Here is a 14046-nt window from a genome sequence, read left to right as displayed (position 1 = left end):
GGCCTATTTTTTAGCTAAGTATATATAGGGTGTTTTTGGTCTTTTCATACCAGTACCCAGATAAAAACCAGTGTGTGCTGGTTGGTTATAAGCTACATTTTGCCATGCAATACTCACACGATACAATGGGTCGTGCATTAAAGTGAAAATTCGTTCTTCAGTTGGGTAGGGTGTTGAGAAAATGACCAATTCTGTGTTTTCTTCATTTCTCCAGATAATTTCTTCACGCCAATCTCCAAGAATATCTGCAATTAAGCAAGGGTTTGATTTAGTCCCGTTATTACTTCTAAGGTTCATGCCGTCATGATTGTAAGCTTCCAATAAAATATCGGTTTTTTCAAATTCGGCATTCCATTTTGCAATACGGGTTTTGTCAACTATTTCCCTGAGCAAATCGCCATCCCACCAAGCAAACATGTTATAACTGGAACCCCTTCGTCCAACAGTAGGGTAAGTTGTTGAAATAACTTCACCTCTTGTATTATGAATACCCGATCCATTCGAAGCCCAGCTTTCTGCACCAAGATGGGTTGGGTCAATATCGGCCGTTACACCGCGCCCAACGTCTCCTTTTCCCTCAACACGCCAAATGACTTCTCCATTTTTAGGGTCTCTAAAATCTATGGCAGGAATAGTGGTTCCGTTTGCTACCTCATGGCACATAAAATATTCGAGTCCTTCTCTGTTTGGATCAAAATCTCCCAAATGGGCAGCATCTCCATGGCCAAAGCCCGTGGAATACAAACCTGTTCCGGTATCATCAATGGCGCAAGAACCAAATTGAATTTCATCTTTGCCATCACCATCCAAATCACCCACAGCTATATTGTGGTTTCCTTGTCCAGCATACACTTCATTTCCTTTTTCATTAGAATCAAATACCCAGCGATTTGTTAATTTACCATTTCGATAATCATATGCCGCCAAAACGGTTCGGGTATAATATCCTCTGGAAAAAACTAGGCTCGGTCGTTTTCCGTCTAAATATGCAACACAAGCCAAAAATCTGTCAACACGATTTCCGTAATGATCCCCCCAATCTGAGACTTTTCCTCGTGCTGGTATGTAGTCTACAGTATCAATAAAAGTACCTGTTTCACCAGAAAAAAGACTTAAATACTCAGGACCTTCTAAAATATATCCAGTACTGTTTCTGTAATCTGCATTTGCATCCCCTAAAATGGTTCCGACACCATCAATAGTTCCATCAGCAGTTTTACAGGCCATTTCGGCTTTGCCATCACCATTCAGGTCGTAAACCATAAATTGTGTATAATGTGCCCCAGAGCGAATATTCTTTCCTAAATCTATAGTCCATAAAATGGTGCCGTCCAATTCTAAACCTTGCAAAAAAGTATTGCCAGTATAACCCCTATGTGCGTTGTCATGGGAGTTTGTTGGTTCCCATTTTAAAACGAGTTCGTATTGCCCGTCGCCGTCTAGGTCACCAACAGAAGCATCATTGGCTCTATAAGTATATTCCCTGCCATCTGGCGAAGTTCCACCTTTGGGCGGAGTAATTGGAATTCTTTTGTAATTGCTACTCCATACTTCTATTGGCTTAGAAGGTTTTTGCTCTCTGCCATCAATAATAGCAGCGACACTGTAAGTTTTATTTTTTTCAGTTTTATCAATAAAATTACTGGCACCTGTTAGTGGCTTCTTGTTTAATAGAGTTTTGCCACGATAAACGTTATAAGAAACACTTTCAAATTCATCTGCCTGAATCCTCCAGCTTATGAGAACTTCGGAATCACTTTTTCGGACAGCCAGAAGGCCACGGTCTAAATTTTCCAATTGTCTTTGGGCAGAAACATTTTGAAATGTAAATATTAAACCGATTAAAACAAGATGAATTTTTATAAGAACAAAAGGAGAGTTATTACGTTGACTCATAATTACGGCTTTTATGTTTTCTAAATTAAGACCTTATGAAAAGAAAAAGGTTTAATCAAGCAAAAGAAGCAGGTATGGTTATAGAGGTGCTTTTGAATTTATCTGAATAGGGTTCATTTATATGGAAATCATAAATGAACCCGATATAATTTTTTTATTTCAAGAAAACCTTAAAGGCATGAACGTCGGTTTCTTGTTTGATTTTAACAAAGTAAAGCCCTGAGGGAAGTCCACTAAGGTCATGGTTTTTAATATTCTCGGCACTTTTTTGGCTTATAAGTTTACCAATACTATTATAAACTTGAATAGTGCCATTAATTGTTTTGTTGAATTTAACCATCCCCGAAGTTGGATTTGGATATAGCCTTATTTCACCAGCATTGTCCTTAAGTTTTTCATCAACCGATAAAGTTGGTTCCACTAAGGTAATATTTGGGACATCAGGATCTACCATACCATTGCCTAAAAAGAAACCTGTATGTGCCGGTTGGTTATATGCTACATTTTGCCATGCTATACTGGTGCGATATACAGGGTCATGCATTAAGGTGAAAATTCGTTGGTCAGGTTGATCCGCGCTGGACATGATTACTAAATATTCATTTGAAGAATTCCTCCAAATAATTTCTTCTCTCCAGTCACCCAAAATATCAGCAATTAAACATGGGTTTGATTTTGATCCATTGTTGCTGGCTAATGCCAGATTGTCGTAGTTGTATGCCGTTAAAACCCTATCAGTGCCACTACCATTCCATTTGGTTATTACGGTTCTATCGACCAACTCTCTTGATAAATCTCCATCATACCAAGCGGCCATGTTGTAGGTGGCGCCGTTGCCAGCAGTTGTTGGGTATGTATTAGGGTAAATATTGTTTCCATTTACATCATAAATGCCTGTGCCATCTGACGACCATGCTTCTGCTCCCGGGTAATTGGGGTCAATATCTGCTATTAAACATCTACCAATATCCGCACTACCACTGGGTTGAGGTACTTGCCAAAATATCGTTCCAAGTTGGTTGCCCCTAAAATCAGCTCTTGGTACCTTAGTTGTCCTTTCCGAACCAAAGTTTCCTAATGCAGTGTTTGCGGTTGATCCAGCAGTTTCATGGCAGGTGAAGTATTCTAAACCGGGATTATTAGGATTGAAATCACCCAAGTGGCTAGCATCTCCGTGTTTATATCCTGTGGAATGCAGTGCAGTTCCGTTATCATCAACTGTTAATGAGCCATAAATAATTTCATCTTTTTCATCACCATCAATATCACCAACGGTTACACTATGGTTTCCCTGATGTTCGTATTGGCTACCTGCTATATTGGAATCGAAAATCCATTTGAAATTTAAGTTTGAACCGTCAAAATCCCATGCAGCCAAAACGGTTCGGGTATAATACCCTCTGCAGAATACAACACTAGGATGAATTCCGTCGAGGTAAGCCACACATGCTAAAAATCGATCAACTCTATTGCCGTAGTTATCTCCCCAACTTGAAACGGTTCCTCTACCTGGAATGTAATCTACGGTGTCAATAAAAGTACCGCTTTCTCCAGAAAAAACACTTAAGTATTCAGGGCCACTAAGCACGTATCCCCCGCTATTTCTATAATCGGCGGTTGGATTGGGGCCTAAAATAGTTCCGGCATTGTCTTTCGAACCCTCTGCAGTTTTGCAAACCACTTCGGCTTTTCCATCTCCATTTAAATCATAAACCATAAATTGGGTGTAATGGGCTCCAGATCTTATGTTTTTTCCTAAATCAATAGTCCATAACACAGTGCCGGTATCGTCCATTTCAAGGGCTTGTAAAATGGTATTTCCAGTATAACCACTTTGTGCATTGTCTTTTGCATTAGTGGGGTACCATTTTAGTACAAGTTCATATTGGCCATCCCCATCTAGGTCTCCAACTGACGCATCGTTGGCTTCATAAGTGTAAGCTACATTGTCAGGGGTTGTTCCCCCCGCTGGAGCGGTAAGTGGTATTTTTTTATAAATGTCATCCCACGAGCCAACGGCTTCAGAGCGTTCTTGTTCAACCCCATCAATAACTGCTGCCACGCTATAGGTGAAATTTGGCAGGAATGATGAATTATCCATATAATTACTCGCGCCAGTTATGGGCGTCGTGTTTAACTTCGTTCCACCACGGTAAACATTATAAGAGGCATTTTCAAATTCGGTGCCTAAAATTCGCCAACTCACCAAAACATTTGATGGTCCGGTTTTTATTGCCAAAACACCCCGGTCTAAATTTTCCATTTGTCTTTGTGCCATCATAGATCCAGATGGGAGTATGAGACAGAAAACAATTAATTTAAAAAGTGCAAATGGAATATTGTAATTTTTTTTCATAGTCAATTTAAATTATAATAATTTGCTAAATATAAGTTTCAAAGTAAAAATTACCATCCTGTTCTAACATGCTTCATAAATAGAATGTTAGTTTTGCATGCGGAAGGTTTTCTTAAAGTTATCAAAAAAAAAAAATCGTGGACTCAATTTTTAATTGGATTTTTTCTCAGTACCAAAGTGTGCCAACCATTATTATCGTGTTGGAGTTTATTGGTGTTTTTTTTGGGTTTTTGAGTGTTTGGTATGCCAAACAAGAAAACATTTTGGTGTACCCTACTGGCATTATTAGCACCGCTATTTTTGTATATATTTTGTGGATTTATGCCCTATTGGGAGATATGCTTATAAATGCTTATTATTTTTTAATGAGCATTTATGGCTGGTACATATGGACTAGGAAAGTAGATGAAGCCCATGTAACGCCAATTTCTAGAACTACATTGAACGAAAAAAAAGCTATTGTGGCTATTTTTTTGGTAACACTGCTATTTGTTTGTTTAGTTTACAATGCCTTTGATAGATGGACGAATTGGGTAGCATATGTTGATGCCATTACTACAGCCATATTTTTTGTTGGTATGTGGCTTATGGCCAGAAAAAAAATAGAAAACTGGACGTTTTGGATTATTGGTGATATTATTTCTGTTCCATTATATCTTTATAAAGGCTTAATTTTCACTAGTCTACAGTATTTAGGCTTTACAATTATTGCCATTTATGGCTATTTAGCATGGAAAAGAACCTTAAACAACAACCTGCAAACTGCATAAAAGTAGTTTTGTTTGGCCCCGAATCAACTGGAAAGACAACCTTGTCAAGACAATTGGCGAGGCACTACAATTCGGTTTGGGTTCCGGAATATGCGCGTGAGTATCTTCAAAACAAATGGAATAATGAACGTAAAACCTGTGAACCTGAAGATTTGTTGCCCATTGCCATTGGACAGATGAAGTTTGAAAATGAATTGGCTAAAAAAACCGATACCATTTTAATTTGCGATACAGATTTGTTGGAGACCAAAGTGTATTCTGAAGCTTTTTACGGAGGAAATTGTGATCCGATGCTTAAAAAGTATGCGCTAGAAAACACCTACGATTTGTATTTTTTAACTTATATTGACTCGCCTTGGGAAGCGGATGATTTAAGAGATAGGCCAGAACAAAGAATGGAAATGTTTAAGGCTTTTGAGGATGAATTAATAAAGTATAACAGACCATTTATACTATTAAAGGGCAGTAAAAAAGAACGTTTAGAAATGGCTGTGAAACACATAGACAAACTATTACTAAAAAAATAATTGAAATGTTTTCTGAGAAGGATATTCAGCAAATAAAAAATAAGGGCATCGAAAAAGAGCAGGTTGTAGCTCAAGCAGATCGCATTAAAAACGGCATGTCGTATTCTAATTTAGTTGCTGCCGCAACCATAGGAAAGGGTATTGAAAGTTATAATGAAGCCGACCTTCAAAATTTTATCCAGTCTTATGATGCCAAAAAGGATGATTTGAGCATTGTTAAGTTTGTTCCAGCTTCGGGTGCGGCTACTAGAATGTTTAAGTTTTTATTTCAGTTCTTGAAAAATTTTAATCCTGCAAAAGACACGGTTGAAAGTTATGCCGAAAGACGGACTGATTCTCTCATAAAAACCTTTGTTTCCAATTTAGAAAAATTTCCCTTTTATGATGAAGTCATTTCAAAAGTAAAAGAAACTTGTCCAAATTATGATGAATTGGATGAATCGGAAAAACATCTTGAATTTGTAAAAACCATGTTGGATGAAAATGGGTTGAACTATAGTTTTTTCCCAAAAGGGTTATTGCCATTTCATAAATATGATGACGAAGTTGTTACGGCATTTCAAGAGCATTTGTTTGAATCTACAATATATGCTTCATCAAAAGGCACATCAAATTTACATTTTACGGTTTCAGAAGCGCACCACGAATATTTTCTGAAGGAATTAAAAAAGGTTATAAAACGTTTGGAAGCTGAAACACAAACTACATTCAATGTGGCATTTTCCTATCAAAAGAAAGCTACCGAAACCATTGCCTTAACCACAAAGGATGAGGTTTATAGAAAGGAAGATGGTTCAATTCTATTCAGGCCAGCGGGCCATGGGGCATTGTTGGAAAATTTAAATGATTTGGATAGCGACTTAATCTTCATAAAAAACATTGATAACATAGTGGTTTCGAGCAGGAATGTTGAGGTTTCTAGATATAAAAAGTTGTTGGCTGGTGTATTATTGGAAGCTCAAGAAACTGTTTTTGCTTATTTAAATAAATTGGATGAAGGCGACCCTGGTGAAACCGAACTAAAAATCATGATTCTTTTTCTGAGATATAGGCTGAATACACCAGTCCCCGAGGATATTGATGATTTTTCTATTGGAGATAAAATAGCATTTTTGAAAGAAAAACTGAATAGGCCCATTCGTGTTTGCGGAATGGTAAAAAATGAAGGAGAGCCTGGTGGTGGTCCATTTTGGGTACGAGATAAGGATGGGAAGGTTTCCTTGCAGATTGTAGAATTTGCCCAAATTAACTTCAGTAAAAAGCATCAACAAGAACTAGTCTATAAGGCCACACATTTTAATCCGACCGATTTGGTTTGCGCCGTTAAAAATTACAAAGGCAAAAAATTTGATTTGAAGCAATTTGTAGATCCTGAAGCTGCGTTTATAACCATGAAAACACAAAACGGAACAGATATTCAAGCTTTGGAACTGCCCGGATTATGGAACGGAAGCATGGCTTATTGGAGCTCCATTTTTGTTGAAGTTCCGGTAGAAACTTTTAATCCCGTAAAAACGGTTAACGATTTGCTTAAACCAGCGCACCAGGGCAACAATGTTTAATGAGGAAAGTTTACTCAAAGAATTAACTTTTAAGGCTGTTAGGAGTTCTGGAAGTGGCGGGCAGAACGTAAACAAGGTGTCCTCAAAAGTGGAATTGGTTTTCGATTTGAAAGCCTCGGTTGAGTTGAACGAGACACAAAAACAAAGACTTCTTGAGAAGCTTCAAAATCGACTCAATAAAGATGGCATTTTACTGTTGCAATGTGATGAAAGTAGAAGTCAGCATAAAAATAAAGATCTTATAGTTGCACGTTTTTTAAATCTTATTAAAGCAGGGTTGGTTGAACCAAAAAAGCGAAAGCCAACTAAAATCCCAAAATCGGTTATTAGAAAGCGACTTAAAAACAAGCGTTGGTTATCTGAAAAGAAAGCGGGCAGAAAAAAACCTGATATCGATTAAAAAAAATCGTAAATCGTAAATCGTAATCCATAAATCTAATATATCTTTGCAGCGTTCTCAAAAAAGGGGTGCCTATATCGGCTGAGATCATACCCAATGAACCTAGAACAGGTAATGCTGTTTAGGGATAGAATATTCGGAAACGTACAATCTTGATATTCAAATTTTAAACAATTAATTGTTAACCAAAAGAATAATTACCTCTTTTTATTTGATTATAAATTCATAATCGTAATGAAAAATTTATTTCTTTTTTTAGCACTTTTAGTGTTGTCTTTTTGTGCAGCCGCTCAAGAAAATCAAATCGAAAAAGATTCAACAGAAACACAAAACCTAGACGAAGTTTTGGTAAAAGCTGTAAGAGTAGACGCCAATTCGCCAATAACGCATAGCAATGTTTCAAAAGAGCAATTGGCAAAACGTAATTTGGGGCAGGATATTCCCGTGCTGCTCAATTATTTGCCTTCGGTAGTAACTACCAGTGATGCAGGAGCAGGTATTGGCTACACAGGAATTAGGGTTCGTGGAACCGATGCTACAAGGGTAAACGTAACCATAAATGGAATTCCTTATAACGACCCAGAAAGTCAAGGTACATTTTGGGTGAATTTGGGCGATTTTGCGTCCTCAACCCAAAGTTTACAATTGCAGCGCGGTGTTGGTACTTCAACTAATGGATCGGGTGCTTTTGGTGCAAGTTTAAACGTTTTGACTGATGCCTTTTCTGCAGATGCTTCTGGAGAGATTTCCAATAGTTTTGGTAGTTACAACACACGTAAACATACCGTAAAATTAACCACAGGGCAATTATATGCGGATACTGAGCGCAGTCGAAGTATTGAAATTTCAGGTCGATTTTCAAAAATAAATTCTGATGGTTATGTAGATCGTGCCTTCACAGATTTAAAGGCGTATTTTCTGCAAGGAATTTACAAGGATGATAATACCCTAATTAAAGCTTTGACATTCGGAAATAAAGAATATACTTATCAGGCATGGTTTGGACTTACGGCTGAAGAATTGAAAGAAGATCGCCGCCAAAACCCATACACTTACGATAATGAAACCGATAATTATTGGCAAGACCATTATCAATTGCATTGGAATGAGCGTTTGGACAATAATTGGTCAACAAACTTAGGGTTGAACTATACTAAAGGGAAAGGGTATTTTGAACAATATAAACCAGAAGAGAGTGCTGCCGATTTTAATAACTTAATCGAAGATGATTCTGATGTCATAGTACGTCGCTGGCTGAATAACAATTTTTATGTTTTAAACGCGAATGTTACATTTAAGAGGAATATGTTGGAAATTATCTCAGGACTTTCAGGCAGTAGTTATACTGGTGACCACTTCGGAGAAGTTATTTGGGGAGCCGATTTAGCACCAAATGCAAATATTAGAGATAAATATTATGAAGGTGATGCTACAAAAAATGATTTTAGCATTTTTTCAAAAGCTACATTTAAAATAGATGAAAAACTTACAGGATTTATCGATTTGCAAGGGCGTTTTGTAAGCTACAAAACCAACGGATTGAATTCAGATAGATTGCCTTTTGTAACCGATGCCCAATTCAATTTTTTTAACCCAAAACTGGGACTTACCTACAGAAATTCGGAATCAAGTAGTTTTTACACTTCTTACGCGCGAGCCAATAGGGAGCCAAACCGAGATGATTTTAAAGCAGGTGTAACCGAAAATGAAACACTTAATGATATTGAGTTGGGTTGGCGTTTCCAAAAAGAAAAGGCCAATGTTAATGCCAATTTATACTACATGTTTTATCAAAACCAATTGGTTTTGACAGGTGAGTTAGATGACGTGGGAAGCCCTGTCAGAGCCACCAGCGGTAAAAGTTACAGGTTGGGTTTGGAAGTTGATGCCAATGTTCAATTCTGCAAAACTTTTGGCGTGTCAACTAACGTTGCTATAAGCAGTAATAAAAACAAAAATTTTAATGCATCTATTGATGGAGAAGTTGTGGATTTGGGCAATACCAACATTTCATTTTCGCCAAATTTGGTATTCGGTAATGCCTTTAATTTTTATCTAGCCAAAAATTTACAACTCAATTTGTTGAGCAAATATGTTGGCAAGCAATTTATAGGAAATACAGATTCCGAGGCTTCCAAACTGGAAAGCTTTTTTGTCAGCGATTTTAATATTGTCTATGAAATAAAGCCCAAAGCAATTTTTAAGTCCATTGTGTTAAGCGGTTTAGTGAATAATATTTTTAATAAGGAGTACGTGTCTAACGGATACTATTACACTTATGATGACACTTGGTCCGACCCAAATTCGGTTACCACAATTGAAGGGGCTGGGTATTATCCGCAAGCCACCATTAACTTTTTGGTGGGGGCTACTTTGAAGTTTTAATTTAGGTTTCTCTATCCCCTCCTTTGGAGGGGATAGAGGAGGCTAGTTGTAAATTAAAAGGTTATCTCCGCTTCTCTCAGCAATATAACCCCTTAGGGGGCATTTGGTTCCGTTATTTCCTAATGGTATGCCATCCAACAAACTGTATTCGTTGCCGTCATCACAATTACATTTTGCTATAATGCCGTCAATTCTTAGAGAAGAACAATCTGAGGGTATGTGATTGGGGTCGGTGGCATCAAAGGCAACATATCTTGCTCCTGTGTTGTTAACGATTATACCATCTCTTCCACCTATTTGGGGTATGTGCACAGGTACGTTAATAGACTTCAATTGGCTGTATTGTGGAAAGTTAAGGTTTATGCTTTCGCTTACACTAATGTCCAATAAGAATCTGCAATTTCTGTCGTCATTGGAATTTCCGCTACAAGAAAATAAAATAGTAAAAACCAAAAAGCATGATAGGTATTTCATTTGTTTGACCAATAATTTAATGATGGTTTTTGTTTGTGTCATGCCCTTTTCCGGCTTACATTATTCCTTCAAAACGAGCATGCAATTTACGATAAAAAGCAAACTGACGTAAAAATTTTGTATATTTGTAATCGGAATCTCGTATGTGCGAGATTTTTTTGTATGCTGAACTTGTTTCAGCATCTTTTATTAAGTAAAACGATGAAGTTATGAGTAAAGTATCATACTATACACCAGAGGGGTTAAAAAAATTGAGAGAGGAGTTAAAGCAACTCAAAGATGTTGAACGTGTAAAAGCTTCAAAGGCCATTGCTGAAGCAAGGGATAAAGGTGATTTAAGTGAAAATGCCGAATATGATGCCGCTAAGGAAGCACAAGGTATGCTGGAAATGCGTATTTCTAAACTGGAAGATGCTTTGGCCGGTGCCCGTGTCATTGATGAGTCACAGTTAGATACTTCAAAAGTGTTGGTGTTGTCAAAAGTGAAAATAAAAAACCAAACCAATGGTATGGAAATGGTTTACACTTTGGTGGCTGATGGAGAGGCTGATTTAAAATCAGGAAAAATATCCGTTAATTCACCCATAGGGAAAGGTTTGTTGGGTAAATCGGTAGGTGAGGTTGCCGAAATTAAAGTGCCAAACGGCGTTATGAAATTTGATATTGTAGAAATTTCCAGATAAAGGCATTATAACATAAATTTAAAAAGATTCCTGGTTCAAAATAATCAGGAATCTTTTATCTTTATATGGGTTTCTTAAATATTCACATTTATAATTATGGCTTCAATATTCACAAAAATCATTAATGGAGAAATTCCTTGTTATAAAATTGCAGAAACAGATGAGTTTTTTGCTTTTTTAGACATCAACCCCAATTCGATAGGGCACACCCTCTGCATTCCGAAGAAGGAAGTGGATAAGATTTTTGATTTGGATGAAGCAACCTTCAACGGCCTTATGGCTTTTTCAAGAAAGGTGGCTTTGGGTATTGAAAAAGCTGTGCCGTGCAAGCGCGTGGGCATTACGGTAATTGGCTTGGAGGTGCCCCATGCGCATGTGCATTTAATTCCGTTGCACACCATGGAAGATGCGCGTTTTATAAAAAAGGAAAAATTATCTTCCGAAGAATTTCAAAAGTTGGCGGATTCTATTAAATCTAATTTATAGATTGGTGTAGTAAACTAGAAAAATTAATAAAGCTGTTAGGGCAATGGCCAAGCCAATAGCAATCCAAGACGTTTTTTTAAGGTAAGTTGAAGCCTTTTTTGGCGTAAAGGCCTTGTTTTGGTAGGCAACAACACGTTCAATATCATCGGTCCATTGTACTGGATAAATAATTGAATTACACTTTTTACAGGCCAATTCTTGATTAATTTCAGATGTTATGGATTTATAAAAGCTCGTTTCAACAATCTTTTGTTTGAATGTTAATCTTAAACCATCGGTGCCATAACATTGCGGACAGTTGTTTTTTAGGATTACCTCTTTAGAGTCAATAAATTTTTCAGGCATAACTTGTTAATTTGCACGCTTTAGGTCAATTTGTATGGTTGTGCCTTTTTCTTTTTCAGATTGCGAAACACTTATTTTGCCTTTATGGAAATCTTCAATAATGCGCTTTGTTAAAGACAAACCTAGCCCCCAGCCGCGCTTTTTGGTAGTAAAACCTGGCTCAAATATTTTGTTGAAATCTTTTTTATTTATGCCTTTACCGGTATCCGTTACAGTTATTTTTACATTGTTTTCTAGCTGCGAAATTTCAATGGTCAATTTCCCGCGGCCTTTCATGGCATCAATGGCATTTTTTACTAAATTTTCAATGCTCCAACTGTACAATTGTTTATTTAGTTCAACAAATATTTCACCATCAGGAATTATAATTTCAAAATCAATAAGTTTTGAAGACCTTGCTTTTAAGTAATCATAAGAATCAATGGTTTCTTTGATGATATCGGCTTTTTCCAAAGTAGGTAACGACCCAATTTTGCTGAAACGCTCTGTGATTGTTTTTAAACGATCTACATCTTTTTCCATTTCAGAAATGTAATCGGGGTTCACGTTTTCGCTTTTTAAAATTTCAGTCCAGCCAATTAAGGAAGATAACGGTGTGCCAATTTGATGCGCTGTTTCCTTGGCCATGCCAGACCAAAGTTTATTTTGTGTGGCATTTTTGTTGCTTCGGTAAAAAAAGAAAATTACTGCGCCAAACAGAAAAATGATGAGCAGTAAAGCTAGTGGATAATAAGCCAGTTTATTTAAAAGTGGAGAGTTGCCATAGTAAATAGTAGAGAATGTCTTTCCTTGGTATTTTATATCGATTGGTTTGTTTTCGTCTCGAAATTTTTCAATTAGTTTTTGAATGTGAAGAGAATCTTGGATCTTAGTTTCATCAATATTATTAAAACTGCTCAAACGTCCATCTTGGTCAATAACCAACATGGGTGTTGTCGTATTGCTGTTCAATATTTTTAAGGTAAGATTTAAGTTGGTGTTGGTTTCAGCATTTACAAATTCGGTTTGGGCAAACGACCAGTTTTCCATTTTTGTGCGCTCCTCATCTTTAAAATGCTGAAAAAATTCATAAGTCTTCCATAAAATAAGTGAGACTATAGCAAAGGAGGCTATGATAATAATCCAACGGAATGCATTGCTATGTTTTGTAAAAATCACGAACTATTGATTTTGATTTCTAATATAATGCAAATCTGTTAATATTATTGTCCAAGTTGTTAGTAAATCGGTTTTTAGATGAGTTAGACTTTGGTTACATTTGTTATTCATTAAAAAGTTTAATGGCATCAATTGACCCAAAGCAATTATCAACCAGTAAATTACACGGTTATTTGTTGAGTGCGGTTGCACCTAGGCCCATAGCTTTTGCAAGCACGGTTGATAGCGACGGAAACCCAAATTTATCACCATTTAGTTTTTTTAATGTGTTTAGTACTAATCCGCCTATATTAATTTTTTCACCATCTAGGCGTGTAAGCAACAATACAGTTAAGCATACGCTAAACAATGCGGAGGCAACCAAAGAGGTTGTGATAAATGTGGTGAATTACGATATGGTTCATCAAGTGTCGTTGGCCAGTACAGAATACCCCGAAGGCGTTAATGAATTTGATAAGGCTGGACTGACTATGCAAAAATCGGATTTGGTTAAGCCATTTAGGGTGGCCGAGTCACCTGTTCATTTTGAATGTAAGGTTAATGATATAATCAAGCTGGGTGTAGAAGGTGGAGCAGGTAATTTAATTATTTGCGAGGTTTTGAGAATGCATATTGATGATGATTTTCTGGATGAAAATGATGCCATAGACCAGAAAAAATTAGATTTGGTTGCTAGAGCGGGAGGCAGTTTTTATAGCAGGGCAAGAAAAGGCTTTTTTGAAATACCAAAACCCTTGTCTTCATTAGGTATTGGTATTGATAATTTTCCTGATTTTGTTAAAAACAGTATGGTTTTAACAGGAAATGACCTAGGAATGTTAGGAAACGTTGAAGCTCTGCCCAGTAAAGAAAGTGTTGAAGCTTTTGTGAAGGATTTAGCGGCGCGTTATCCAAATATTAAAACGGCAACACATAGGCAAAAGCATAAACTAGCCCGAAATTATTTAAGTTTTGGCGATGTACAGAGTGCGTGGAAAATATTGCTATCTTAAATCAAAATAAAA

Annotated in this window: 13 protein-coding genes; 8 read left to right on the top strand and 5 right to left on the bottom strand. The window is 36.9% G+C overall.

Translation table 11 applies throughout. The features are described from left to right. Positions 1-3: 3 nt before the first annotated feature. Both WJN01_RS02060 and WJN01_RS02055 read right to left on the bottom strand, forming a co-directional pair. Complete coding sequence (locus WJN01_RS02060; RefSeq protein WP_445195499.1) at positions 4-1896, bottom strand: rhamnogalacturonan lyase; 1893 nt, start codon at positions 1894-1896, stop codon at positions 4-6. 154 nt (positions 1897-2050) lie between these two features. Beyond that, positions 2051-4252, bottom strand: a complete 2202-nt coding sequence (locus WJN01_RS02055) for a rhamnogalacturonan lyase family protein (protein ID WP_445195498.1) — start codon at positions 4250-4252, stop codon at positions 2051-2053. A 137-nt stretch (positions 4253-4389) separates the two neighbouring features. On the opposite strand from WJN01_RS02055, the gene pnuC reads away from it, so the two are divergent. The 5 genes from pnuC (at position 4390) to WJN01_RS02030 (ending at position 9896) form a co-directional block, all read left to right on the top strand. After that, a complete protein-coding gene (gene pnuC, locus WJN01_RS02050; RefSeq protein ID WP_445195497.1) occupies positions 4390-5022 on the top strand; it encodes a nicotinamide riboside transporter PnuC in 633 nt (210 codons plus the stop codon). Beyond that, complete coding sequence (locus WJN01_RS02045; protein ID WP_445195496.1) at positions 4983-5549, top strand: AAA family ATPase; 567 nt, start codon at positions 4983-4985, stop codon at positions 5547-5549. Before pnuC ends, WJN01_RS02045 begins: the two co-directional genes overlap by 40 nt. 5 nt (positions 5550-5554) lie before the next feature. Then, entirely contained in the window at positions 5555-7111 is a 1557-nt protein-coding gene (locus WJN01_RS02040) for a DUF4301 family protein (protein WP_445195495.1), read from the top strand. Further along, positions 7104-7511, top strand: coding sequence for an alternative ribosome rescue aminoacyl-tRNA hydrolase ArfB (gene arfB, locus WJN01_RS02035; RefSeq protein WP_445195494.1), 408 nt, complete (start codon positions 7104-7106; stop codon positions 7509-7511). The genes WJN01_RS02040 and arfB overlap by 8 nt, the downstream gene beginning before the upstream one ends. A gap of 234 nt (positions 7512-7745) precedes the next feature. Beyond that, entirely contained in the window at positions 7746-9896 is a 2151-nt protein-coding gene (locus WJN01_RS02030) for a TonB-dependent receptor (protein ID WP_445195493.1), read from the top strand. A gap of 42 nt (positions 9897-9938) precedes the next feature. Here the strand turns inward: WJN01_RS02030 and WJN01_RS02025 are convergent, their stop codons facing one another. Continuing rightward, on the bottom strand, positions 9939-10412 hold the full coding sequence (locus WJN01_RS02025) for a hypothetical protein (RefSeq protein ID WP_445195492.1): 474 nt from the start codon (positions 10410-10412) through the stop codon (positions 9939-9941). 167 nt (positions 10413-10579) lie between these two features. Between WJN01_RS02025 and greA the strand changes: the two genes are divergently transcribed. Both greA and WJN01_RS02015 read left to right on the top strand, forming a co-directional pair. After that, positions 10580-11053, top strand: coding sequence for a transcription elongation factor GreA (gene greA / locus WJN01_RS02020; protein WP_445195491.1), 474 nt, complete (start codon positions 10580-10582; stop codon positions 11051-11053). Between the two features lie 96 nt (positions 11054-11149). Continuing rightward, positions 11150-11539, top strand: a complete 390-nt coding sequence (locus WJN01_RS02015) for an HIT family protein (protein ID WP_445195490.1) — start codon at positions 11150-11152, stop codon at positions 11537-11539. Here the strand turns inward: WJN01_RS02015 and WJN01_RS02010 are convergent. Further along, on the bottom strand, positions 11534-11884 hold the full coding sequence (locus WJN01_RS02010) for a hypothetical protein (protein WP_445195489.1): 351 nt from the start codon (positions 11882-11884) through the stop codon (positions 11534-11536). The genes WJN01_RS02015 and WJN01_RS02010 overlap by 6 nt on opposite strands. 6 nt (positions 11885-11890) lie before the next feature. Continuing rightward, positions 11891-13042 carry a sensor histidine kinase gene (locus WJN01_RS02005; protein WP_445195488.1) on the bottom strand — a complete coding sequence of 384 codons (1152 nt, stop codon included), beginning with the start codon at positions 13040-13042 and terminating at the stop codon, positions 11891-11893. Positions 13043-13164: 122 nt separating this feature from the next. Between WJN01_RS02005 and WJN01_RS02000 the strand changes: the two genes are divergently transcribed. Then, positions 13165-14034, top strand: a complete 870-nt coding sequence (locus tag WJN01_RS02000) for a flavin reductase family protein (RefSeq protein WP_445195487.1) — start codon at positions 13165-13167, stop codon at positions 14032-14034. Positions 14035-14046 lie beyond the last annotated feature (12 nt).

The sequence above is a fragment of the Tamlana sedimenti genome (assembly GCF_038148895.1).
Lineage (GTDB): Bacteria > Bacteroidota > Bacteroidia > Flavobacteriales > Flavobacteriaceae > Tamlana.
The sequence above is the reverse complement of the archived record's forward strand: the minus strand, read 5'-3'. Positions and strand labels throughout refer to the sequence as shown.

Coding starts and splice junctions, on each gene's coding strand:
- WJN01_RS02060 (WP_445195499.1), bottom strand. CDS start 1,896: ATGAGTCAACGTAATAACTCTCCTTTTGTTCTTATAAAAATTCATCTT.
- WJN01_RS02055 (WP_445195498.1), bottom strand. CDS start 4,252: ATGAAAAAAAATTACAATATTCCATTTGCACTTTTTAAATTAATTGTT.
- WJN01_RS02045 (WP_445195496.1), top strand. CDS start 4,983: ATGGAAAAGAACCTTAAACAACAACCTGCAAACTGCATAAAAGTAGTT.
- WJN01_RS02040 (WP_445195495.1), top strand. CDS start 5,555: ATGTTTTCTGAGAAGGATATTCAGCAAATAAAAAATAAGGGCATCGAA.
- arfB (WP_445195494.1), top strand. CDS start 7,104: ATGTTTAATGAGGAAAGTTTACTCAAAGAATTAACTTTTAAGGCTGTT.
- WJN01_RS02030 (WP_445195493.1), top strand. CDS start 7,746: ATGAAAAATTTATTTCTTTTTTTAGCACTTTTAGTGTTGTCTTTTTGT.
- WJN01_RS02025 (WP_445195492.1), bottom strand. CDS start 10,412: ATGACACAAACAAAAACCATCATTAAATTATTGGTCAAACAAATGAAA.
- greA (WP_445195491.1), top strand. CDS start 10,580: ATGAGTAAAGTATCATACTATACACCAGAGGGGTTAAAAAAATTGAGA.
- WJN01_RS02015 (WP_445195490.1), top strand. CDS start 11,150: ATGGCTTCAATATTCACAAAAATCATTAATGGAGAAATTCCTTGTTAT.
- WJN01_RS02010 (WP_445195489.1), bottom strand. CDS start 11,884: ATGCCTGAAAAATTTATTGACTCTAAAGAGGTAATCCTAAAAAACAAC.
- WJN01_RS02000 (WP_445195487.1), top strand. CDS start 13,165: ATGGCATCAATTGACCCAAAGCAATTATCAACCAGTAAATTACACGGT.